18 protein-coding genes are annotated in these 22,279 nt (G+C 42.6%); 15 read left to right on the top strand and 3 right to left on the bottom strand.

What is annotated here, in order from left to right; genetic code table 11:
* From OW255_RS11465 to rbsK, 4 genes are all read left to right on the top strand, one after another.
* Nucleotides 1–1,968, top strand: coding sequence for a BglG family transcription antiterminator (locus OW255_RS11465; protein WP_268114169.1), 1,968 nt, complete (start codon nt 1–3; stop codon nt 1,966–1,968).
* An 11-nt stretch (nt 1,969–1,979) separates the two neighbouring features.
* Nucleotides 1,980–2,429, top strand: coding sequence for a PTS sugar transporter subunit IIA (locus OW255_RS11460; protein ID WP_268114168.1), 450 nt, complete (start codon nt 1,980–1,982; stop codon nt 2,427–2,429).
* Nucleotides 2,430–2,531: 102 nt separating this feature from the next.
* Nucleotides 2,532–3,545, top strand: coding sequence for a LacI family DNA-binding transcriptional regulator (locus tag OW255_RS11455; RefSeq protein WP_268114167.1), 1,014 nt, complete (start codon nt 2,532–2,534; stop codon nt 3,543–3,545).
* A gap of 142 nt (nt 3,546–3,687) precedes the next feature.
* Nucleotides 3,688–4,635 (top strand): ribokinase, encoded by a 948-nt coding sequence (gene rbsK, locus OW255_RS11450; RefSeq protein ID WP_268114166.1) that lies wholly within the window; start codon nt 3,688–3,690, stop codon nt 4,633–4,635.
* 54 nt (nt 4,636–4,689) lie between these two features.
* On the opposite strand, the gene OW255_RS11445 is transcribed toward rbsK, so the two are convergent.
* Complete coding sequence (locus tag OW255_RS11445; protein ID WP_024835793.1) at nt 4,690–5,559, bottom strand: AraC family transcriptional regulator; 870 nt, start codon at nt 5,557–5,559, stop codon at nt 4,690–4,692.
* 258 nt (nt 5,560–5,817) lie between these two features.
* Here OW255_RS11445 and OW255_RS11440 point away from each other — a divergent pair, with 258 nt between their 5' ends.
* From OW255_RS11440 to ilvA, 11 genes are all read left to right on the top strand, one after another.
* Nucleotides 5,818–7,188: an oxidoreductase gene (locus OW255_RS11440; protein ID WP_268114165.1), complete on the top strand. Its 1,371-nt coding sequence runs from the start codon at nt 5,818–5,820 to the stop codon at nt 7,186–7,188.
* A 13-nt stretch (nt 7,189–7,201) separates the two neighbouring features.
* A complete protein-coding gene (locus OW255_RS11435; RefSeq protein WP_024835795.1) occupies nt 7,202–7,957 on the top strand; it encodes a 3-ketoacyl-ACP reductase in 756 nt (251 codons plus the stop codon).
* 13 nt (nt 7,958–7,970) lie between these two features.
* Complete coding sequence (locus OW255_RS11430; protein ID WP_268114164.1) at nt 7,971–9,875, top strand: FAD-binding protein; 1,905 nt, start codon at nt 7,971–7,973, stop codon at nt 9,873–9,875.
* A gap of 52 nt (nt 9,876–9,927) precedes the next feature.
* A complete protein-coding gene (locus OW255_RS11425) occupies nt 9,928–10,590 on the top strand; it encodes a YczE/YyaS/YitT family protein (protein ID WP_051464602.1) in 663 nt (220 codons plus the stop codon).
* A gap of 163 nt (nt 10,591–10,753) precedes the next feature.
* A complete protein-coding gene (locus OW255_RS11420) occupies nt 10,754–12,100 on the top strand; it encodes an MATE family efflux transporter (RefSeq protein ID WP_268114163.1) in 1,347 nt (448 codons plus the stop codon).
* Nucleotides 12,101–12,265: 165 nt separating this feature from the next.
* The gene (gene plsX / locus OW255_RS11415; RefSeq protein ID WP_268116602.1) at nt 12,266–13,282 is read left to right on the top strand and encodes a phosphate acyltransferase PlsX; all 1,017 of its coding nucleotides are present in this window, start codon (nt 12,266–12,268) and stop codon (nt 13,280–13,282) included.
* A 19-nt stretch (nt 13,283–13,301) separates the two neighbouring features.
* Nucleotides 13,302–13,532 carry an acyl carrier protein gene (gene acpP / locus OW255_RS11410; RefSeq protein ID WP_024835800.1) on the top strand — a complete coding sequence of 77 codons (231 nt, stop codon included), beginning with the start codon at nt 13,302–13,304 and terminating at the stop codon, nt 13,530–13,532.
* A gap of 73 nt (nt 13,533–13,605) precedes the next feature.
* Entirely contained in the window at nt 13,606–14,301 is a 696-nt protein-coding gene (rnc, locus tag OW255_RS11405; RefSeq protein WP_024835801.1) for a ribonuclease III, read from the top strand.
* A 64-nt stretch (nt 14,302–14,365) separates the two neighbouring features.
* Nucleotides 14,366–17,926 carry a chromosome segregation protein SMC gene (smc, locus tag OW255_RS11400; protein WP_268114162.1) on the top strand — a complete coding sequence of 1,187 codons (3,561 nt, stop codon included), beginning with the start codon at nt 14,366–14,368 and terminating at the stop codon, nt 17,924–17,926.
* 11 nt (nt 17,927–17,937) lie between these two features.
* Complete coding sequence (ftsY, locus tag OW255_RS11395) at nt 17,938–18,879, top strand: signal recognition particle-docking protein FtsY (RefSeq protein WP_024835803.1); 942 nt, start codon at nt 17,938–17,940, stop codon at nt 18,877–18,879.
* A gap of 4 nt (nt 18,880–18,883) precedes the next feature.
* The gene (gene ilvA, locus OW255_RS11390; RefSeq protein ID WP_024835804.1) at nt 18,884–20,113 is read left to right on the top strand and encodes a threonine ammonia-lyase; all 1,230 of its coding nucleotides are present in this window, start codon (nt 18,884–18,886) and stop codon (nt 20,111–20,113) included.
* 102 nt (nt 20,114–20,215) lie between these two features.
* Here the strand turns inward: ilvA and OW255_RS11385 are convergent, their stop codons facing one another.
* Nucleotides 20,216–20,956 carry a LytR/AlgR family response regulator transcription factor gene (locus OW255_RS11385; RefSeq protein WP_024835805.1) on the bottom strand — a complete coding sequence of 247 codons (741 nt, stop codon included), beginning with the start codon at nt 20,954–20,956 and terminating at the stop codon, nt 20,216–20,218.
* Nucleotides 20,957–20,966: 10 nt separating this feature from the next.
* Nucleotides 20,967–22,055, bottom strand: coding sequence for a sensor histidine kinase (locus tag OW255_RS11380; RefSeq protein WP_197029648.1), 1,089 nt, complete (start codon nt 22,053–22,055; stop codon nt 20,967–20,969).
* Nucleotides 22,056–22,279: the final 224 nt, after the last annotated feature.

The raw sequence follows: 22,279 nt of genomic DNA, 5'->3' as shown, positions 1-22,279 counted from the left end.
TTGAAGCAGGACAAAAATACACGATACTACAACCAAATATTATCATATCTTTTTTCAGGGAAGACGTACACGGTAAAGCAGCTGGCTGATGGTATGGGCTTATCTGAAAAAACAATACGGACAAAGACCGACCAGCTTAACGACTGGATGAAGTCAAACGGTCTTGGGAGCATTACAAAAAAGCAGGGGCAGGGTATCTGGCTTGACTGTAACAAGGAACAGCTTTGTGCCTTAAAGGAGACATTTTCTGACCATTCAAATGTTGACCTCTCTGCGGATCTTGAAAATCGCAACCGACAGCTTACCGGAAAGCTATTAAAGCTTAAGCCTGGAGAAATCATTACCCTGCAGCAATTGGCGGACAGTCTTTATTTAAGTCCGCCAACGGTTGCCTCTATGTTAAAAAAGATTTCTCCCTGGTTCGAAACCCGCCATCTCCAGATTACTTCCGTACGGAACAAAGGAATCTGTGTGGCTGGGGATGAGTATAACTACCGGGTCGCCATAAAGGACTATATTCTCTATATGATGCCGGATATTATGGAGGCACTTCTTGGAACCTATGCACCAGGTATTGATGCCGGCAGAATTCGAAAGATTATTGTAAATGCGGAAAACGCCTGGAGAATTGAGCTGGCGGATGTTTCCTTTAATATGGTCTGGATCATGATATGCCTTTCTCTTTCCAGAGGCTATTCGGGAGCACTTGGCCATTTCCCACCGGGAGAAGAGGAAGAGGTACAGCATTATAACGAATATTCCTTTGCTCAATCCATTTATCAGAGAATCGAGTCGGAATATGGAATTTCCATTCATTCGGATGACGTAAGTCTTTTGTCCATGTTATTACTGTCTGCCAGGAAAATTGAGGGGTTTTCCGGCATGGAAGACGGGGAGTCTGCAAAAAAATACGATGAGGATTTAAGAGAGTTTGTAAAGCTAGTCATTGAAACCATAGATTCGGTGCTGGATGTGGATTTGTCCTTAGATGACATTCTGTTTGACAGTCTTTTAAGCCATATGCGTTCCGCCATTTTCCGCATGAAATATTCCACAACTAATTCCGATAGCATTAGTAAATACGTGAAGCAGGAATATAAACAGACCTTTCTTGCCACATGGTCTACCAGCAACTTGTTCGAAGAATATTATGGAGTTCAGGTGACAGAGGATGAACTGGCTGGGATCGCCTTATATATTCAGGCTTCTCTGATCCGGTTAAACAGAGAGCGTCCATTTAAAGCTCTTATGGTCAGCAGGCAGGGGCTGGCTTCCAGTCAGCTCATGATGGAACTGATTAAATACAGTATACCGGAGATTTCTGAAATCCGGGCGGTCAGCCACCATGATTTTAAGCTCTCCCAGTACGGGAGCATGGACCTTATTATCAGTACCGTTCCCCTGTCGGATACCGATTCCAGAATTGTTAGAATCAGTGATAGGATGTCAGAGGAAAATATAGATGTCATTCGCAGGAAGGTAAAGGAAATACGAAAAAGCATTCCAGTTTCTGATTTTCAGTTTCACAGTCTGTGTCATCAGCTATTTGAAATTGATTTGATTTTCTTTCGGCCGTCTGTAAAAGAGAAAGGGGAGCTGCTTCGTCTAATGGTTCGTAAACTGGAGGAAAAAGGAGATGTGACCCGGAAATATTTAGAAAGTGTGTTTGACCGGGAAAAAGCCACCACTACCAGTATTGGACACGGCATTGCCATTCCCCACGGAAACATGATGGAGGTGAATGAATCCAGAATAGCAGTGGCCATCTTAGACAGCCCCATTGAGTGGGCAGGGGATCTTGTGGATGTCGTATTCCTGCTCTCTGTAAAGATGACTTCCCAATATGAAATCAAACGGACAAAACAGTTCTACAAAGACTTCTTACTGCTGACAGAAAATGAAAAAAACATGGAAAGTTTAAAGAAGTTAAATTCCCCGCTGGAAGTATACCAGTATTTTATTCGATAAGGAGTGATGTTATGGCTGTATCAGAAATACTAGACAAAAGAGTCATTGATCTTAGCATGGAAGCAAGAAATAAGGATGAGGTTTTAAGACATTTATCCGGGCTTTTAAAAAAAGCTGGATATATAGAGGATGAAGAAGCGTATTTAAAAGATGTATATTTAAGAGAATCGGAAGGAGTGACAGGGATTGGCAGTCACGTTGCCATCCCCCACGGTAAGTCAGATTCCGTAAGCCAGGTAGGCATTGCCGTTGGGCGGACCAAACAAATGGTAGAATGGGAGTCCTACGATGGGGAACCTTCTGATTTGTTTTTCCTGTTTGCAGTCCCTTCTGACAGTCAGGGGGCATCGGAGCACCTTCGTCTGATTTCTGAGCTGGCCGGAAAGCTTGGAAACGCCAAAACAATGGAAAAACTTCAGACAGCCAGGAGTTATGAAGAGCTTTTAGAAGCGTTCTCTTAACCCAGAAGAAATGACATAGAAAGCTTACACAAAATGACTTTACAGTGCTAGAAAATCATGGTAATGTTATATATGTAACCGGTTACATAAAGGAGAATCTACATGAATATACGGGATATAGCAAAAAAAGCAGGAGTATCTTCTGCAACGGTTTCCAGAGTGATCAATGAATCTGGATATGTGAAAGAGGAAACGAAGCAGAAAGTACTGGCGGCCATTGCAGAGACGAACTTTGTGCCCAATGCAATCGCCAGAAGCTTAAGTATTAACGATACGTCCAGTATAGGAGTGATTGTCCCGGATATTGCCAATGAGTTTTTTTCTAGTATTATCAGCGGTATGGGAGAAATGGCTTCCACTCATCAGTATAACATTGTTCTTTTTGATACTGGACATATGCAGGAGAGGGAAAATCAATGTCTTCAAATAGCAGAACGTCAGCGACTTTCCGGGCTATTAATCACGCCGGTATCTGAACTTGATACAGAGACTTGTGACAAACTGATGCAATTTGAAAATAAGGGAATTCCAGTTGTATTAGTTGACCGGAATATAAAAGATTCCAATCTGGATGGAGTTTTTGTAGATAATGTGAAGGCTGCCTACGAGGGAACAGAGGCACTCATAAAGGCAGGGCACAAAAAGATTGCCATGATCAAAGGACCCAGTACTTCCATGCCAGGAAAGGAACGCTATAAAGGCTATCAAGCTGCTTTAAGGGACTATGGAGTTGAGCTTAAGAGGGAATATGCAGTTTCCGGAGATTTTAAAAGCATGAAAGCCTATGAACAGACAAAGGCATTATTGGAGCTGCCAGATCCGCCCACTGCAATTTTCGCTTCCAATAACCAGACCAGCCTGGGCGTGTTAAAATATTTGACAGAGAATAAGTTGAAGATCGGAAGGGACCTTTCGATTGTGGGTTTTGACCAGATTGAGTCCCTTAAAATCATAGATTACAGGCTATCCACCATAGAAAGGGATGCAAAAAAACAGGGATATGAGGCAATGGCAATGCTCATTGATAAACTTTCCCAAAAAGAAAGCAAAAGTACCGGAAAAAAGATATATGTTCCGTATCAGGTGGTACTGCGCGGCTCCGAAAAGATAAAATAAGCTGCAGGTAGCAGTTTATTTTTCGGGCAAGTATGTAACCGGTTACATATTTGTCCGAAATAATACAAGCACAGAGATAACAAAAGGAGAAAGAATCATGAATCTAGCAGGAATGATACTGCTCTAAGTAAAGGAGAAAGGTATGGGTAAGAAGGTAACAGTTTTTGGCAGTTTTGTAGTTGATCTTATGAGTCGGTGTCCTCATCTTCCGGCACCGGGTGAGACGGTAAAAGGGAGTGTCTTTCGCATGGGGCCTGGAGGAAAGGGCTTTAACCAGGGGGTAGCAGCTTATAAGGCAGGAGCTGACGTCACCATGGTAACAAAGCTTGGAAGTGACGCCTTTGCAGACGTCGCCTTAAATACTATGAATAAACTTGGTATGAATACGGAACGAATTTTTCAGACCAGCGAAACAGAAACCGGCAGCGCGCTGATTCTGGTAGATGAGAATACAGCACAAAATGAAATTGTTGTGGTCCTTGGTGCCTGTGGTAATATCACCGATAAGGAGGTGGAATCTCTCTCTGATCTTTTGGATCAGTCAGAGTATCTGCTGACCCAGCTTGAAACCAATGTTACAGCGGTAGAGAAAATCGTAGCCATGGCTTTTGAAAAGGGAGTAAAGATAATTTTAAACACAGCTCCAGTCCAACCGATCAGTGATGATTTATTAAGCCGGGTGGATTTAATTACGCCCAATGAGGTTGAGGCTGGAATATTAAGTGGTATCAAAGTAGACAATCAGGAAGGTGCCCAAAAAGCAGCTGATTATTTCTTAAAAAAAGGTGTTAAGAATGTGTTGATTACCATGGGAAGCAGTGGAGTATTCCTTGCTACACCACAAAAGAGAGGCTTTCTCCCGGCATATAAAGTAAATGCTTTGGATACCACTGGTGCTGGGGATGCCTTTAATGGAGGGCTGACAGCGGCCTTATCAGAAGGAAAGGATTTGTGGGAAGCTGCCCAATTTGCCAATGCCCTTGCTGCTTTATCGGTACAGAAAATGGGGACCACAACGTCTATGCCTGACCGGGAAGAAATTGATACATTTGTGGCAGAGCACGGAAAAGGAGAGTGGGTCTTATCCTGAATAAACAAATAATAAAAAAGCCGGCAGATACAGCCAGCTTTTTTTTTCGTTCTCTTATTTTCCTGAATGATGTTGATAAAACATCTTGTGATATTGATAGGGGGTCATTTCTTCCTTTTCCTTAAATAAGCGGATAAAGTAATTGATATTATCATAACCGATTTTAGTACAGATTTCATTTACCGTAAGACTTGTGTTTTGCAATAATATTTTTGCCTTATTTATCCGGATCAGCTGAATGTATTTTTTAAATCCATAGCCAATGATTTCCTTAAATTGGTGAGAGAGATAATATTTATTGATGTAAAAACTCTGAGCGACTGTCTCAAGACTTAAGGGCTGGCTGTAATTATGGTCAATGTAATCCTTAATGGCAAAGATAACATTCAGGTCATCGGGGTTTTTCTGGATTGCAAATGTTTCCGGATTGCTGCGGTAAAGTAATATTAATATGTTAAAAAGGGTGGTTGCACATCGTTCTTTCCATTTTACTTCATGCTTTGCTGTTTCTGAAACAAGGGTTTTAAAATAGCCCTCCATTTCGTCAGCTATTTCAGGGGGCAGGTCAATAACGCCCAGATGATGATTGCTTCTGACAAAGGCAGAGGCCATGATGGGATCGTGAATGTAGTCAGAACACAGGTCCATGGAAGATACAAACACGTATCGATGATAAGGCGTGTGCATGGAATGGGTGGAGTGGTTCTCAAGGGCACTGATGAGCACAATCTGATTCTTTTTGATGGTATACGCTTCTCCGGAAATGTCAAAGGTACATTGACCTTCCTTTACAAATATAATTTCATTTTGGGTGTGATGGTGTCTTGTAAGTGCAGCATTATGATTGCTTTCATCATAATAGGCATGAGCGAAATCCTTTGAGTGAAAGTTCCCATTTTGTGCCGTATTTATCTTATCTCCCATACCAAACCTCCTCCTCTTATACAGGGAATGTTATTGCTCTATATAACAGCAATATCATTGACAAATGGAGTAAATAAAAGAAAAACAAGCTGTTTTGTAAATTATAACCATTTTTTTATGGAAGTCAACTGTAAATCTGTATTAAGTCAACATGAAAACAAGAAAGGTGTATTTTGCAACAATTTATTGCCTAGCTATTATGAATAAAACTTTTTATAATTAAGTCATATTAATAGTTCAACTTTGGAGGTTATAAGCATGACGAAGCACAAAATGTTCCGGTATATGTCATTGGATGAATTAAGACAGGAAATCAAGGATCAGGCTGTAAACATTGATTTAACAGAGGATTTATCCCCCCTTAAAAACAAGGTAAACGTAGGACACCTGACAACATCAAATGCGATGGCAATTCTTCCAATGGAAGGTTGCGACAGCAATCCAGACGGCTCCATGTCTGAGCTTACGAGGCGCCGCTATATGAGATTTTCAACCGGCGGTTCCAGTCTGATCTGGTGGGAAGCTAATGCAGTGGTAGAAGAAGGAAAAGCAAATCCTCAGTCTTTGATGCTGACTAAAGAGAATGTTGGTTCTTTTCAGGAATTCTTAAAAGAGAGCAGAAAAGCAGGAAAGGAAGCAAATGATGTTTCCCTCATTCATATCCTTCAGCTTACCCACTCTGGCCGCTATAGCCGTCCAGGAGAGGAAAGAGCTCCTATGGTGGCATTCCGTGATCCAATCTTAGATGAGAGAAGCGGCGTATTTCGTGATGATCAGGTGGTTACCGATGAATATCTGGATTCCCTGACTGAAAAATATGTGGAATCTGCTCTGCTGGCCAAAGAGGCAGGATTTGACGGAGTTGATATCAAGGCATGCCATAAATATCTTTTAAGTGAACTTCTAGGTGGATTTACCAGGGAAGGAAAGTACGGCGGAGAAAGCTTGGAGAACCGCAGTCGTTTTCTGGTTCAGACGGTGGAAGCCATCCGAAAAGCCGTTGGCGATGATTTTATTATCGGCTGCCGCTTAAATGTGTTCGATGTTCACCCATACCCATATGGATTTGGATGTGATAAAAATGACATTTATCAATTTGACAGCACAGAGCCAGTGGCATTAATCAAAATGCTGGTAAAGTCTGGGGTCAATGTATTTGCACTCTCTTCCAGCAACCCATACTTTGTTTACCCTCAGTTTGGACGTCCCTTCGATATTCCAAGCTTAGGTATCCCAGAGCCGGAAGAATCTCAGCTTTCTATCATTGAGAAGATATTTGAATACACCAGAATTGCACAAGAGGCAGCAGGTGATGTGCCCATTATTGGAAATGGTTACAGCTGGCTTCGTAAATATATTCCAAATGCAGCCGCAGCTAATATTAAATCCCATTCCTGCAGCATGGTAGGTCTTGGCCGTTCCAGCTTTGCATATCCGGACGCAGCCCATGACATTTTTACAAATGGTGAAATGGATTCTAAAAAGGTATGCGTATGCTGCAGCAAATGTACCCAGATCATGAGAGATCATGGCAGCACAGGCTGTGTAGTCCGGGATTCAGCCGTATACGTTCCTAAATACAAAGAAGCAAGAGCAGCGGCAGAAGCTTTGGCAGCAGCGAAACGATAACAGGAGGTCTCAAATGGCAAAAACAGCAGTAGTGACCGGAGGAACCCGTGGTATTGGATTAGCCATTGCAAAGCAGCTTTCAGAAGATGGATTCCAGGTTGTCATTGTCGGAACCCGTAAAAAGGAAGCGTATGCAGATCAATTAAAGTGGTTTGACGATAATAATAAGGATTATTTCTATGTAACCGGTGATATTTCAAACCATGAAGACAGAATCCACATTGTAAAGGAAAGCGTGGCACATTACGGGAAAATAAACGTCCTTGTTAATAATGCCGGAGTTGCTCCCAAAGTAAGAGCAGATCTCCTTACTATGAGCGAGGAAAGCTTTGATTATGTGCTTTCAATTAATCTTCGGGGAAATATGTTTTTAACCCAGCTGGTTGCGAACCAGATGATAAAGCAGGAGGAAAAAGGAATCATTATTAATGTTTCGTCCTGTTCCGCGGAAGTAAGCTCTGTAAACCGAGGAGAATACTGTATTTCAAAGGCTGGAGTCAGCATGTTGACTAAGCTTTATGCGGATCGGTTATCCGCAGAGGGAATTCTGGTCTATGAAGTCAGACCGGGTGTTATCTTAACGGATATGACCAGTACTGTGCAATCCAAGTACGAAAAGATGATTGAAGATGGCGTATTTCCTATTCGCCGCTGGGGACTGCCAGAAGATGTGGCACTGGCCGTAAGCGCGTTTGCAGGAGGAAAATTCCCATATACCACAGGAAACTTTATTGATGTGGACGGAGGATTTCACATCAAACGACTTTAAGCAGAGGTACACAATGGAGAAAGTTAGTTATAAGTTCTTACAATATGATACAGTCGTAGTAGGAAGCGGTGCGGCAGCTTATAATGCGGTCGATTGGCTCTATGATCTTGGCCGGAGAAATATTGCCTTGCTGACAGAAGGAATCCGCATGGGAACCTCCCGGAATACGGGAAGTGATAAGCAGACCTACTATAAGCTTTCCGTGGGGTTTCATGAGAACGATTCTGTGTACGAGATGGCTCAGACACTATATGACGGGGAGGGGGTAGACGGCAGCGTTGCCCTGGCAGAGGCAGCCAATTCCCTGCGCTGTTTTTACAAGCTGGCGAATCTGGGAGTGGATTTTCCCACCGATGAGTTTGGAGTATACACAGGCTATAAGACAGATCATGATCCGCGTCAGCGAGCAACTTCTGCAGGGCCTCTTACATCCCGCTACATGACAGAAGCCCTGGAAAGGTCAGTAAGTAAAAAGAATATGCCAATTTTAAATGAGCTGCTGGCTTTTCAGATTTATGAAGAGGACAATGAAATCCGGGGAATTATCTGCCTAAATAAAGATAAGCTTTCCGATAATCAGCTGGAACTGGTAGTAGTTGCAGCAAATCATGTGATCTGGTGTACCGGAGGACCAAGCGCCTGTTATAAAAATGTGGTCTATCCGGCAGGTCATACAGGAATGTCAGGGACACTCCTTGATGCAGGTGTCAGGGGGGTGAATCTTCAGGAATGGCAGTACGGACTGGCTTCCATCAAGTTTCGCTGGAATGTATCAGGTACTTATCAGCAGGTACTGCCACGGTATGTATCCATTGATAAAGATGGAGTGGAGCGAGAATTCCTTATGGACTATATGAGTAAGGAAGAGGCACTGAATCTGGTGTTCCTAAAAGGTTATCAATGGCCCTTTGATGCCAGTAAAAAAGATGCTTCTTCACGGATCGATTTATGTGTCTATGAGGAAACTGCAATAAAAGGGCGCAGAGTGTATCTGGATTTCATGAATAATCCAGCTGGTTTAGAGGGCGGGTTTGAATGCCTGTCAAAAGAGGCTCATTCCTATCTTTTAAAATCCAATGCTCTGTTTGGCACTCCCATTGAGCGGTTAAAGCATATGAATCCTCTTGCCATTGACCTGTATAAGAGCCACAGCATTGATATTGAAAAAGAAATGCTTGAAATCAGTGTTTGTGCCCAGCATCACAATGGGGGAATATTGGTGGATGCCAACTGGGAGACTTCGATGAAAGGATTGTTTGCAGCAGGAGAAGCAGCAGGTACCTTTGGAGTCCATCGTCCAGGCGGTTCCGCTTTAAATTCCACTCAGGTAGGCTCTATGCGGGCCGCTCAGCACATTTCTTACACCAGTGAGGAGGAGACACCAGATCCTTCGTTGTGGAAGGTATCCCCAGACAAGCTGGCTAAGGAAATAGGAAACAGTCTTTTAAGCATGATAGGAGAAGAAAATAACGCCCTTACGGTAAGAGAGGACCTTCAAAATGCCATGTCTTGTGTGGCGGCCCAGGTCCGTGATATAAAGGGGTTATCTAAACTGCGTGAGAACGTGGAACACTACCGGATTCATTTTAAGAGCCTGGTCAGGGTTCCTAATATCAGAACGCTTCCTATCTTATTAAAGACATACGATATGATTGTGACCCAGTGTGCTGTTTTAGAGGCTATGGAGCAGTCGGCAGCTTTATTTGGCAGCAGGGGAAGCTGCCTGGTAAAAGAGGAGATGGGTGGGTATCTGCCAACCAAATCTCATGATAAGAACCTGCGCCTGATTACAAGGCAGGAAAATGGCCGCTTCACAAGCCTTACGGAAGAAGTGACTCCGGTTCCCCAGAAAAATGACTGGTTTGAAACAATATGGGCAGAGCATCGAACGCTGCGCCAGTCCAAACAAACGCAATAAAGTAACGGTCTCATTTCATTCTATTTCATACCAACAAAAAAGGGGTATTCATATGAATTATACTAAAATGGCACAGCGCATCGCTGTATACGTAATTGGGGTTCTTCTGCTTGCACTGGGAGTCGTACTAAACACAAAATGCTTACTTGGAGTATCCACAACAAATTCCGTTCCGTTTGTTATCAGCAAAATCAGCTCAATGACACTGGGAACAGCCTGTACCGTAGTATATCTGGCAGATGTATTATTTCAGTGCATCATTTACCGTAAGATAAAAATCAAAGTACTTCTCCAGTTTCCTTTTTCCTTTGTTTTTGGCTGGATTGTGGATTTTTATAATAAATTTATAATCATATCAAATCCAAGTATCATGATGAAAATCGTGCTCCTGGTATCAGCGATTCTTTGTATCGCAATTGGTATCAGCATGGTAGTTAATATGGACTTTGTACCAAATCCTCCTGATGGCGGAGTACAAGCCCTTTCTGCCATTACAAAGCTGCCTTTTGGACGTGCAAAAGTGCTTTATGACGGCATTATGCTTGCAATCACTGTTGTCATCAGCATGATATCCACTGGAACCATCATTGGCATTGGGATTGGAACGGTTGTTGCATTCTTTACCATAGGAAATATCATTCATTTTATTAATAAGAAGTTTGGAAGCTGGTTCCGTAATATTTATGACAAGGAATTAAAACCTGCAAAAAGCTAAATAATAAGGATTGAAACTACAGTCACAAGGCTTAAGTCATAAGCGATGTGGCTGTTTTTTCATTATATTATAAAATATCGGTGACAAGCCCATTGGAACATGATAGAATACGTTTGCACTGATTAAAAACAGGATACTTATCAGCAAAGAAGGATAAAAAACAATGGAAACAGATATGACAAAAGGCAGTCCCCTACCAATTATCTTAAAATTCACACTGCCACTTTTTCTAGGTAATATTTTTCAGCAGCTTTATAATATGGTGGATACCATTATTGTGGGCCGTTTTGTAGGGCCAGGTGCACTTGCAGCAGTTGGTTCCACAGGAACTATCATGTTTTTAGTGATAGGTTTTTCTCAGGGAATGAGCACTGGTTTTACGGTTCTTACCAGCCAGAGGTTTGGAGCCGGCGACCGGGAGGGAACCAAGCATTCCGTGGCAAACGGTACAATATTATCTGTTTTTGTAATCGTGTTTATGACCTTGATCAGCCTTTTAGTTATGAGGCCGCTTTTAAGACTTATGAACACTCCGGCTGATATTTTTAATGATGCATTGACATATATATCAATCATTTGCATAGGTATTGTTGCAAACGTATTTTATAATCTGTTTTCCTCTTTTTTACGGGCGGTGGGAAACAGCAGAGTTCCTCTTTACTTCCTGGCATTTTCCTCGCTGTTAAATCTTTTGTTAAATCTGCTTTTTGTAATTGTTTTTCAGTGGGGTGTTGCAGGTTCGGCCTGGGCGACCAATATATCACAGGCAATTTCCACCATTCTATGCCTTATTTACATTTTTAAGAAAGTACCAGTGCTTGCACCTTTTGCGCATCACTGGAAGCTAAGTTTTAGCGATACAAGGCATCAGCTGTCTGTAGGTATCCCAATGGCACTCCAATTTGGAATAACAGCTTCCGGTACCATGATCATGCAGTCTGCAATCAATTTGTTTGGTTCAACGGCAGTTGCCTCTTTTACGGCTGCCAGCAAGTTTCAAAACATTGCTATGCAGGGAATGATGGCAATGGGCCAGACCATGGCAACTTATACCGGTCAGAATTACGGAAAGGGGGATATTAAGAGAATCCGGAGAGGAGTCCGCCTGGCACTTTCCACAGAATTTGTCTATGCCATCGTATGCTCCGCCGCGGTATGCCTCGCGCTTCCATACGCCCTTTCTCTGTTCTTTTCCGGTGATGTGGATATATCAGAAATGCTTCCCTGGGCAAAGACTTATATTTATTTATGCGCTTTATTTTACATTCCCTTAAGTACAATTTTCATATTCAGAAATACCATGCAGGGCTGTGGGTATGGATTTCTGCCCATGATGGGCGGCGTGGTAGAGCTTATAGCGCGCCTTATCATGGCTGTATTTGCAATCCGTCTCTTAAGCTTTCCCTTATCCTGTGCAGGTGATCCGGCGGCCTGGGTCAGCGCAGCAGTATTTACCGGCATTGCTTATATTTTTGTTATGAAAAAGGTAGAAAAGAATTTGACATCCTAAAAGATTAAAATCATTTGTAAAAAGCGGGCATACTAGGATTTGGAATCCTGAATTTTGTTTTTTGGTTCCTCTTTTAAATTTCTCAATTTATTATTGATTTATAGAATAATATTTAGTATATTATGTAATAGATTATCTAAGGAAGTACTTGAAAGGGGAATCATGATGATTAAAGTAGCTGTAGATGCCATGGGTGGAGACTATGCGCCAGCAGAGATGGTAGCAGGTGCTGTGGCGGCTGTGAATGCGAATAAAGGGATCCAGGTTCTCTTAGTAGGGAAAGAGCAGATTGTATCAGAAGAACTTTCAAAGCATCAGTATCAGAAAGAACAGATACAGATTGTAAACGCATCAGAGGTAATCGAGACGGAAGAATCTCCGGTTAATGCTATACGAAAGAAGAAAGATTCTTCTATTGTTGTGGGAATGAATCTGGTAAAACAAAAGGAAGCGGATGCATTTGTATCGGCAGGCAGCTCAGGCGCCATCTTAGTTGGCGGTCAGGTAATTGTCGGCCGGATTAAGGGCGTGGAAAGACCGCCGTTAGCTCCGTTAATTCCTACAGAAAAAGGAGTTTCCCTGCTGATTGACTGCGGAGCCAATGTAGATGCCAGATCGTCACATCTGGTACAGTTCGCAAGAATGGGTTCCATTTACATGGAGCACGTTATGGGGATTAAAAATCCCAGAGTAGCCATAGTCAATATCGGCGCAGAAGAAGAAAAGGGAAACGTGCTTGTGAAAGAAACCTTTCCACTGTTAAAAGAATGTGAAGACATCAATTTTACCGGAAGCATTGAAGCAAGGGAGATTCCCCGCGGCGGAGCAGATGTTATAGTCTGTGAAGCATTTGTAGGAAATGTAATCCTAAAGCTTTATGAAGGAGTGGGCGCAACCTTGATCGGCAAGGTGAAAAGCGGTATGATGGGAAGCTTAAGGAGCAAGATAGGAGCTTTACTAGTAAAGCCCGCTTTGAAGGAAACATTAAAATCATTTGACGCATCCCAATACGGCGGAGCACCGCTTCTGGGACTTAATGGTCTGGTTGTAAAAACCCACGGAAATTCAAAAGCGGTAGAAGTAAAAAACTCCATACTTCAGTGTGTAACCTTCAAAGAACAGGGAATTAATGATAAGATAAGAGAAAGTCTTAAATCAGTGAATGAAGGAAGTAAAGAATAGGAGAGAGGAAGGAAAAGAAATGGAATTTGAGAAGTTACAGAATATTATTGCAGAGGTATTAAATATTGAGCCGGATGAGGTTAACTTGAACTCCACATTTGTGGATGATCTTGGAGCTGACTCCCTTGATGTGTTCCAGATCATTATGGGCATTGAAGAGGAATTTGATATTGAGATTCCAACTGAAGTGGCAGAAAACATTGTTAGTGTCAGCGATGCAGTAGATCAGATCAAGAATGCTTTAAATTAATAGATGTGGGTGCTGCTGGAACCGTAGGGTCTTTTAGCAGCACCTTCTTTTATAATAGGGAAAGAGGGATTATATGAGTAGAAATTTAAAAGAACTGGAGGAACGGATCGGCTACCGTTTTTCGGATAAGCATCTGATGACGCAGGCAATGACTCACAGTTCCTATGCCAACGAGCATCGCTTAAACAAGCTGGAATGCAACGAACGGCTGGAGTTTTTGGGAGATTCTGTGCTAGAATTATTTTCAAGCGACTGCCTTTACCACAAATACCCGGACAAGCCGGAGGGTGATTTAACAAAGGTACGGGCCAGTATAGTCTGTGAGCCTACACTGGCATATTGCGCGGAAGAATTAAAGCTTGGGCAATATCTTCTCTTAGGTAAGGGAGAAGAAGCGACCGGAGGAAGAGGACGGGCTTCCATCGTGTCTGATGCCATGGAAGCATTGATTGGGGCTATTTATCTGGACGGTGGTTTTGCTAATGCAAAAGAGTTCATTTTGCGTTTTATTATGAATGACCTGGAACACAAACAGCTCTTTTATGATAGCAAGACTATCTTGCAGGAGATTGTACAGAGCCAGACAGAGGAACCGCTGACCTACAAGCTTTTACGGGAAGAAGGACCAGATCATAACAAATTATTTGAAGCCCAGGTTCTTATAGGAAATCAGGCCATCGGACAGGGAAGCGGCAGAACCAAAAAGGCAGCCGAGCAGGTAGCTGCCTACCATGGTATTCTTGCACTGAAAAAAGAGAAAGCGCGTTAATGGCGGGTTTTCATGTCCAAAAAACGAAGAAAGGGCAGGCGTTAACAGTCTGTCGGCGTGAAATATGTATTTAAAAAGTATTGAGATACAGGGCTTTAAGTCATTTGCCAATAAAATCGTATTTGATTTCCATAATGGAATTACCGGCATTGTGGGGCCTAATGGGAGCGGAAAAAGCAATGTTGCTGATGCGGTGCGTTGGGTACTTGGAGAGCAGAAGGTAAAGCAGCTTCGAAGCTCCAGCATGCAGGACGTAATCTTTTCAGGAACCGAACAGCGTAAGCCTCAGGGGTTTGCTTATGTTGCCATTACCCTGGATAATTCAGACAAGCATCTTGCCATTGATTATGATCAGGTAACCGTATCCAGAAGAGTTTATCGTTCTGGTGAAAGCGAGTATATGATCAACGGCAGTGCCTGCCGTTTAAAAGATATCTACGAACTGTTTTATGATACTGGAATCGGCAAAGAGGGGTATTCCATTATCGGACAGGGTCAGATTGATAAAATCCTAAGCGGAAAACCAGAGGAACGCCGGGAATTGTTCGATGAAGCGGCTGGTATTGTTAAATTCAAGCGCCGTAAGGCAATCGCACAGAAAAAGCTGGAAGATGAGAAACAAAACCTGGTCCGTGTCAATGATATTCTGACGGAGCTGGAAAAGCAGGTTGGTCCACTTGCCAGACAATCCGAAGCAGCAAAAGAATACCTCCGACTGAAAGAGGAATTAAAAAAATACGATGTAAACCAGTTCTTAATGGAGACTGAAGGACTCAGACTTCAGATGAAAGAGAGTGAAGATAAGGAAAACATTGTAGCCAAAGATTTGGAAGATGCAAAGACGATTTCCGAGGGAATCAAAGAACAATACGATGCCCTTGATACATACTTAACGGAACTGGACGAAGCCATTACTGCCCTGCGGAATGAAAAAAACAGTTCCAATATGGAGATCAGCGGTCTGGAAGGCCGAATTAACGTATTGAAGGAGCAGATTAATACGGAGCGTATGAATGCAGAACATATTGCAGGCCGTATTAAAACCATCCATACGGAGATCGCTTCCAGGCAGGAACAGGAGGTTTCTTACCAGCAGGCGCGTGCAGATATTGCCAGCCAGGTAAACTCAGCTCTGGAGAAACTAAAGGAAGCGGAAGGGATTCTTACTGCAGAGGATGAAAAGATCCGCACCTTTGAGCAAAAGCTGGAGGAAGGCAAAGGCCGTATGATGGATCTTTTAAATGACAAAGGATCCCTAACAGCTAGACAGCAGCGGTATGAAGCCATGCTTGAGCAGGTGAATGTCCGCCGTTCCGAAGTATGTCAGAAGCTTTTAAAATTTAAAAGTGATGAATCCGAGCAGGATGAGCTGCTTTTAAATCTGAAAAAAGAAGCAGATGAAATCGATGAAGGAATATCACAGCGGGATGAGGCCCAGTCTCTATGCGAAAGCAGAACCGAGGAGCTGGAAGCCCAGGTGAAACGGCTGAATAAGAACTTAAACGACAAACAGCAGGAGTATCATACCAGCTATACGAAGCTTGAGTCCTTAAGAAACCTTGCAGAACGGTATGAAGGTTATGGCGGAAGCATCCGTAAGGTAATGGAAGTCAGAGGCCGGATTAAGGGCATTCATGGCGTTGTAGCAGATTTAATTACAGTGCCGAAACAGTATGAAATTGCCGTTGAGACCGCTCTGGGAGGAAGCATCCAAAATATTGTTACAGATTCAGACCAGACTGCCAAGCAGCTGATTGAATATTTAAAAAAGAACCGGTTTGGACGGGCTACTTTTTTACCTCTTACAAACATATCAAATAAGAATTCCTTTTCCCAGGAAAAGGCCCTTTCGGAACCAGGTGTTCTTGGCCTTGCCAATACCCTGGTAGAAGCAGACAAGCAGTACGAAGGCCTGATGAATTATCTTCTGGGCCGCGTCGTTGTGGTAGATACCATTGACAATGCCATTGCCCTTGCTAAGAAATTCCAGTACTCCCTTCGGATCGTTACCCTGGAAGGTGAACTTTTAAGTGCAGGCGGTTCCATGACCGGTGGTGCATTTAAAAACACAAGTAATCTTCTTGGCCGGAAAAGAGAGATCGAAGAACTGGAAGAACGCTGTACGAAAGCTCTTACCGATGTAGAACAACTGGAAAAAGAACTGGTGATGAATGAAGGTCTTTTAACGGAAAGCAAGGAAGAGCTTGACCGAATCCGGAGTGAAAAGCAGAGTCTTTATTTAAAGCAGAATACCGTTCGTATCAATCTTAAGAGAATCGAAGATAAAAAGACGGAAATCCGGGAATCCTACGGAGATCTGGAACGGGAGAATGTTCAGCTGGAGGCACAGATCCGGGAAATAGGAGGAAGTCAGCAAGAGCTTCTTACCGCAGTGGAAACTCTGGAAAAGCAGAACCGGGATACCGGTGAGGAACTGGAGCTGTTAAATTCCGGTCTGGAAAAGGCGAAGTCGGACAGAGAGCAGTTTTATAGAAATTTATCTGCCGTACAGCTTGAGACCTCAGGTTTAAAACAAAAGGATGATTTTGAACAGGAGAATATAAAGCGTATCAAAGATGAGATACGGCGACTGGAAGAAGAACTTTCAGGGCTTACAAACGGTTCCGATGATTCACAGCTCATTGTAGGGGAAAAGGAAAAAGAAATTGAGCTTTTAAAGGACCAGATCCATAAAGAAAAGTCCCGTGGGGAAGAATTGGAACAGTCGATAGCGGATAAGGCAGGTAAAAAGGAGTTAAAGTCAAAGGAGCAGAAAGAACTGTTTCGGACCAGGGAAGAGCTCACCGGCCGTATCGGTCTTTTGGATAAAGAATTATTCCGTCTACAAAGCCAGAAAGAAAAGCTGAATGAACGAATGGAAGGCCACGTAAACTATATGTGGAACGAATATGAACTGACCTTCTCATCCGCTGAGGCATTGAGGAATCATGAGTGGACATCACTTCCCGACATTAAGCGGATGATTGCATCGTTAAAGGATGAGATTCGAAAGCTTGGTAATGTAAATGTCAATGCCATTGAAGATTACAAGGAAGTTTCAGAACGATATGAGTTTATGAAGACTCAGCATGATGATCTTGTTTTAGCAGAGGGAACTCTGTTAAAGATCATAGATGAGCTGGATTCTGGAATGAGAAAGCAGTTTGAGGAAAAATTCCGGGAAATTCGGGCAGAATTTGATAAGGTATTTAAAGAGCTGTTCGGAGGAGGACGCGGAACCTTAGAGCTGGTGGAAGATGAAGACATCCTGGAAGCAGGAATCCAGATTATCTCCCAGCCGCCAGGAAAAAAGCTTCAGAATATGATGCAGCTTTCTGGTGGAGAAAAGGCACTGACTGCCATTGCCTTACTGTTTGCCATTCAGAACTTAAAGCCATCCCCATTCTGCCTTTTGGATGAGATTGAGGCGGCACTGGATGATTCTAACGTAGACCGTTTTGCAAAATACCTCCATAAGCTGACGAAATATACGCAGTTCATTGTAATTACACATAGACGTGGTACTATGGTATCTGCGGACCGCCTGTTTGGTATTACCATGCAGGAGAAAGGCGTTTCAACGCTTGTATCAGTAAATCTGATCGAGGAAGATCTAGAAAGTTAAGGAGACCGACTATGAGTGAGAAAAAGGGATTTTTTGGGAAGCTGGTTGCTGGACTTCAAAAGACAAGGGATAACATTATTGCCGGCGTGGATTCCATTTTCAGCGGCTTCTCGGCGATTGATGATGAGTTTTATGAAGAGATTGAAGAAATTCTCATCATGGGAGATCTGGGAATCCAGACCACCATGTCTATTGTTGAAGATTTAAAAAAGAGAGTGAAAGAAAAAGGAATTAAAGATCCTTCCGAATGCAAAGAGCTTCTGATGGACAGTATCAGAGAGCAGATGGACCTTGGCGAAAATGCATATGAATTTGAGAACCGCAAATCCGTGCTCCTTGTCATCGGCGTCAATGGTGTAGGTAAAACCACTTCCGTTGGAAAGCTGGCAGGCCAGATGAAGGACGACGGGAAGAAGGTCATAGTTGCAGCTGCTGATACCTTCCGTGCGGCCGCCATTGAACAGCTTACAGAATGGGCCAGAAGAGCGAATGTCGATATCATCGCCCAGCAGGAAGGCTCTGACCCGGCCGCCGTTGTATACGACGCAGTGGCAGCTGCAAAGTCCAGACAGGCAGATGTTCTAATCTGTGATACGGCAGGGCGTCTCCATAACAAGAAAAATCTTATGGAGGAGCTTAAGAAAATCAACCGGATCATTGATAAGGAATATCCGGATGCCTACCGGGAAACACTGGTGGTCTTAGATGGAACCACCGGACAGAATGCACTTGTTCAGGCCAAACAGTTTATGGAGGTTGCAGATATTACTGGAATCATCCTGACAAAGCTCGACGGTACTGCAAAAGGAGGAATTGCTGTAGCCATTCAGTCTGAGCTTGGCATTCCTGTAAAATATATTGGTGTTGGGGAGAAAATCGATGACTTACAGAAGTTCAATGCAAACGAGTTTGTGAATGCATTGTTTCACGCAGATGAGAAAGTAGAGGCTTAAAAAAATGTTGACATTGGAAAAGTTCGAAGAAGCATCAGAAGTCGTAAGTAAGGTAACTCTGGAAACTAAGCTGGTATACAGTGAGTACTTCTCTGCCCAGACCGGGAACAAGGTGTATTTTAAGCCGGAGAATATGCAGTATACCGGAGCCTACAAGGTTCGCGGGGCGTATTATAAGATCAGTACTTTATCGGAGGAAGAAAAATCCAGAGGTCTGATTACCGCATCTGCCGGCAATCATGCCCAGGGTGTCGCCTATGCGGCAAAGTTAGCTGGTATCCCTGCTACGATTGTTATGCCGACTACCACACCTCTTATGAAGGTAAACAGAACAAAAGGGTACGGTGCTGAAGTAATTCTGGAAGGCGATGTTTTTGATGAAGCATGTAATCACGCCTACAAGGTGGCAGAAGAGCGGGGGCTGACATTTGTTCACCCATTTAATGATTTAGACATTGCCGCCGGACAGGGAAGCATCGCCATGGAGATTGTTAAGGAGCTTCCAACCGTTGATTATATTCTGGTTCCTATCGGCGGTGGCGGATTGTGTACAGGAGTATCCACGCTTGCCAAGATGTTAAATCCAAAGATTAAGATCATAGGGGTAGAGCCGGCAGGAGCTAACTGCATGCAGGAATCCATACGCCAGGGTAAGGTGGTTTCTCTTCCAAGCGTCAACACAATTGCAGACGGTACCGCAGTAAAATGTCCGGGAGATAAGCTTTTCTCCTATATTCAGGACAATGTGGATGAAATCATCAGCATAGAAGATTCTGAACTCATCGTAGCATTCCTTGATATGGTTGAAAATCATAAGATGGTAGTGGAGAACTCCGGACTTCTTACGGTTGCAGCATTAAAGCATATGAAGGTGGATAACAAGAAAATTGTCTCTATTTTAAGCGGCGGAAATATGGATGTGATTACCATGGCCTCTATCGTTCAGCTGGGCTTAATTCAGAGAGACCGTATCTTTACTGTCTCCATTCTTCTTCCGGACAAGCCAGGAGAACTTGCGAAAGTGTCTGCTTTGCTTGCCAAGGAACAGGGCAATGTCATTCGTTTGGAACATAACCAGTTTATCAGCATCAACAGAAACTCAGCGGTAGAGCTGCGCATTACCCTTGAGGCTTTTGGAACGGATCATAAGAATACAATCATGGCAGCTCTGACTTCCCAGGGATATCGTCCCAAGCTGGTAAAATCCAAGGGCACATATAGCGATGGCTGCTAAAACTACTTTGTATCAATCGTATCTACTGCGAACATAAAAAGAGAAGAGGGGGGCTGCAAAACCGACTTACGTTAGTTTTGCAACTCCCCTCTTTCTTACTGTCTAAAGCTGTTTTAAAGCCCTTTGAATCTTACCAAGCATTCGGATGGAGACAGAATACGTTTCTTTGTTATCCATGGTTAATAGCGCTTCTTCTCTGGAATACTTCACTACGTGCTTCATATTTACTATGGCAGAACGGCTGCATTGACAGAATGCAGGATTTAGAACTGCTATCAGTTCTTTTAAGGACCCTGACATCTGTCTTACCCCATGTTTCGTATGAATCATGATTTTATGATAATCTTCACAGGTAGTAATGGCTACAATATCATCCTGGTCAAGAATCAGGGAGGTCTTGTCTACCTTTACCGAGAGAAGACGGCTGGAAGAGTCCAGCTGAGTTTTATATTTGACTTCTGCATTTTTAATACAGGCACATATCCGGTCAGGAAGTGTTTCTATTTCATCCTTCACGATAAAATCCATGGCTTCCACCTTATACTGGAAGGTGAGAACTGCCATTTCACTGTGTGTGGTGACAAATACAATATATCCCCTTGGATCGTATTTTCGTATCTCCTGAGCCAGTTCAATTCCATTTTTCTCAGACTGCAAATCAATATCTAAAAAGTACAGGCCAGTAACCGTTGATTTTTTTCTGATCTCAAGCAGCTCGTCCGGACTATTAGCAGTACAATAAAGCTGAGATTCTGTAGAATTCATCAGCAAATATTTTTCCACAACGCTTTTCCAACGTGTCAACTGTCTGTTATTATCTTCACAAAGATATATATGTATCATTTCTTACTCCTTATAAGTTGTTTTTCCTAAGGATTATTTCCTGTGTAAAATAAGGATTTTCGTATGTAGTATTCCAGATGACATTTTCATAATGATTGAGGATCACCTCCACATTATAAAGGCCTACTCCTCGATTCACTCCTTTTGAAGAGATTCCCTGATTGCGCAGCTCCGAGATGGGATGATCCAGTTCAGGAGAGGAGTTTCTGATGATGATATAAAGATCCTGCTCTTTGTAGAACATACAGAAAGCCAATTGTTTTTCCTTTGTTTCTGTTGCAGCCTCAATGGCATTATCCAGAAAGATTCCAATAACACGGGAAAGATCCAGGGAATCCATAGGCAGGGATTCAATGGGCTCCAGTAATTCAATTTCTGCTTTAATTCCAATTTCCATGGAATAGATGAATTTAGAGGAAAGGAGGCTTTTTAAAGCGGTATTTTTCACATTTGACAAGGCTCCCAGTTTCGTATCTGATTCCGCAAAGGCATGACTGATAGGAAGAACCTGATCCCCGTAATATTTCATCAGGCCATCCATGTTATTTTCTTCCATATAGCCTGACATGGTACTTAAAATATTCATATAATCATGCTTGAATTTACGCATGATCCCATAAGAATTCTCCAGCCGCTCTGTATAGTGGCGTAGGTTCTCAAATTGGGCCATACGATGCTTATAAGCCTGTTCTCCCATGGTGGCTTTATAGATGGAATACATGAGATAAACGGTAATGCCAAACAGCAAAAGGAATATAATACCATTTAACGCTATCACCCCATAATTATACCCCAGATACTCCCCATAGGAGAAGTTAAAGATATAAAAGAATACCAAAATAAAAAGGTCAATAAATATAGCCTTTAATAAATGAGAATTTGTTAAGTATTGGGATATATTCAGCTTTTTATGGATATACCAACCCAGCAGTTTCGTAGTAATTCCGCAGTATACACTGTAAGTGATAGAAAATATAATATTCAGCCTGTTATGTGTCAGCAAATCCTGCATATCCATTTGAAGCAGAAAGCCGGCAATCCACATGAAAAGGTAATTAAAAGCGATGGTATAAAGGTATCCAAATAAATAACACGACATATTAAAATAAGGTTCCTTTGCAAAAATAAAAATAAGCAATAAGATCCCTACAAAGGTAATGTATGTACTGGCTTGTCCGTAAATTCTGTTAAATAAAAAAAGACTGCCAAACGCGTACATAAAGATACAAAGTTTTCTGACGTTCGTCATTTTATTCGGCAACAGATGAATGCTTGAAAAATATATACATATGCCGCCGGTCAAGGTGTAAATTAAGTAAGTCA

Source organism: Lacrimispora xylanolytica (genome assembly GCF_026723765.1).
Lineage (GTDB): Bacteria > Bacillota > Clostridia > Lachnospirales > Lachnospiraceae > Lacrimispora > Lacrimispora xylanolytica.
Note: the sequence above shows the minus strand (reverse complement) of the source record. Positions and strands in the feature narration are given on the sequence as shown.

Coding starts and splice junctions, on each gene's coding strand:
- OW255_RS11460 (WP_268114168.1), top strand. CDS start 1,980: ATGGCTGTATCAGAAATACTAGACAAAAGAGTCATTGATCTTAGCATG.
- OW255_RS11455 (WP_268114167.1), top strand. CDS start 2,532: ATGAATATACGGGATATAGCAAAAAAAGCAGGAGTATCTTCTGCAACG.
- rbsK (WP_268114166.1), top strand. CDS start 3,688: ATGGGTAAGAAGGTAACAGTTTTTGGCAGTTTTGTAGTTGATCTTATG.
- OW255_RS11445 (WP_024835793.1), bottom strand. CDS start 5,559: ATGGGAGATAAGATAAATACGGCACAAAATGGGAACTTTCACTCAAAG.
- OW255_RS11440 (WP_268114165.1), top strand. CDS start 5,818: ATGACGAAGCACAAAATGTTCCGGTATATGTCATTGGATGAATTAAGA.
- OW255_RS11435 (WP_024835795.1), top strand. CDS start 7,202: ATGGCAAAAACAGCAGTAGTGACCGGAGGAACCCGTGGTATTGGATTA.
- OW255_RS11430 (WP_268114164.1), top strand. CDS start 7,971: ATGGAGAAAGTTAGTTATAAGTTCTTACAATATGATACAGTCGTAGTA.
- OW255_RS11425 (WP_051464602.1), top strand. CDS start 9,928: ATGAATTATACTAAAATGGCACAGCGCATCGCTGTATACGTAATTGGG.
- OW255_RS11420 (WP_268114163.1), top strand. CDS start 10,754: ATGGAAACAGATATGACAAAAGGCAGTCCCCTACCAATTATCTTAAAA.
- plsX (WP_268116602.1), top strand. CDS start 12,266: ATGATTAAAGTAGCTGTAGATGCCATGGGTGGAGACTATGCGCCAGCA.
- acpP (WP_024835800.1), top strand. CDS start 13,302: ATGGAATTTGAGAAGTTACAGAATATTATTGCAGAGGTATTAAATATT.
- rnc (WP_024835801.1), top strand. CDS start 13,606: ATGAGTAGAAATTTAAAAGAACTGGAGGAACGGATCGGCTACCGTTTT.
- smc (WP_268114162.1), top strand. CDS start 14,366: ATGTATTTAAAAAGTATTGAGATACAGGGCTTTAAGTCATTTGCCAAT.
- ftsY (WP_024835803.1), top strand. CDS start 17,938: ATGAGTGAGAAAAAGGGATTTTTTGGGAAGCTGGTTGCTGGACTTCAA.
- ilvA (WP_024835804.1), top strand. CDS start 18,884: ATGTTGACATTGGAAAAGTTCGAAGAAGCATCAGAAGTCGTAAGTAAG.
- OW255_RS11385 (WP_024835805.1), bottom strand. CDS start 20,956: ATGATACATATATATCTTTGTGAAGATAATAACAGACAGTTGACACGT.
- OW255_RS11380 (WP_197029648.1), bottom strand. CDS start 22,055: ATGTCGTGTTATTTATTTGGATACCTTTATACCATCGCTTTTAATTAC.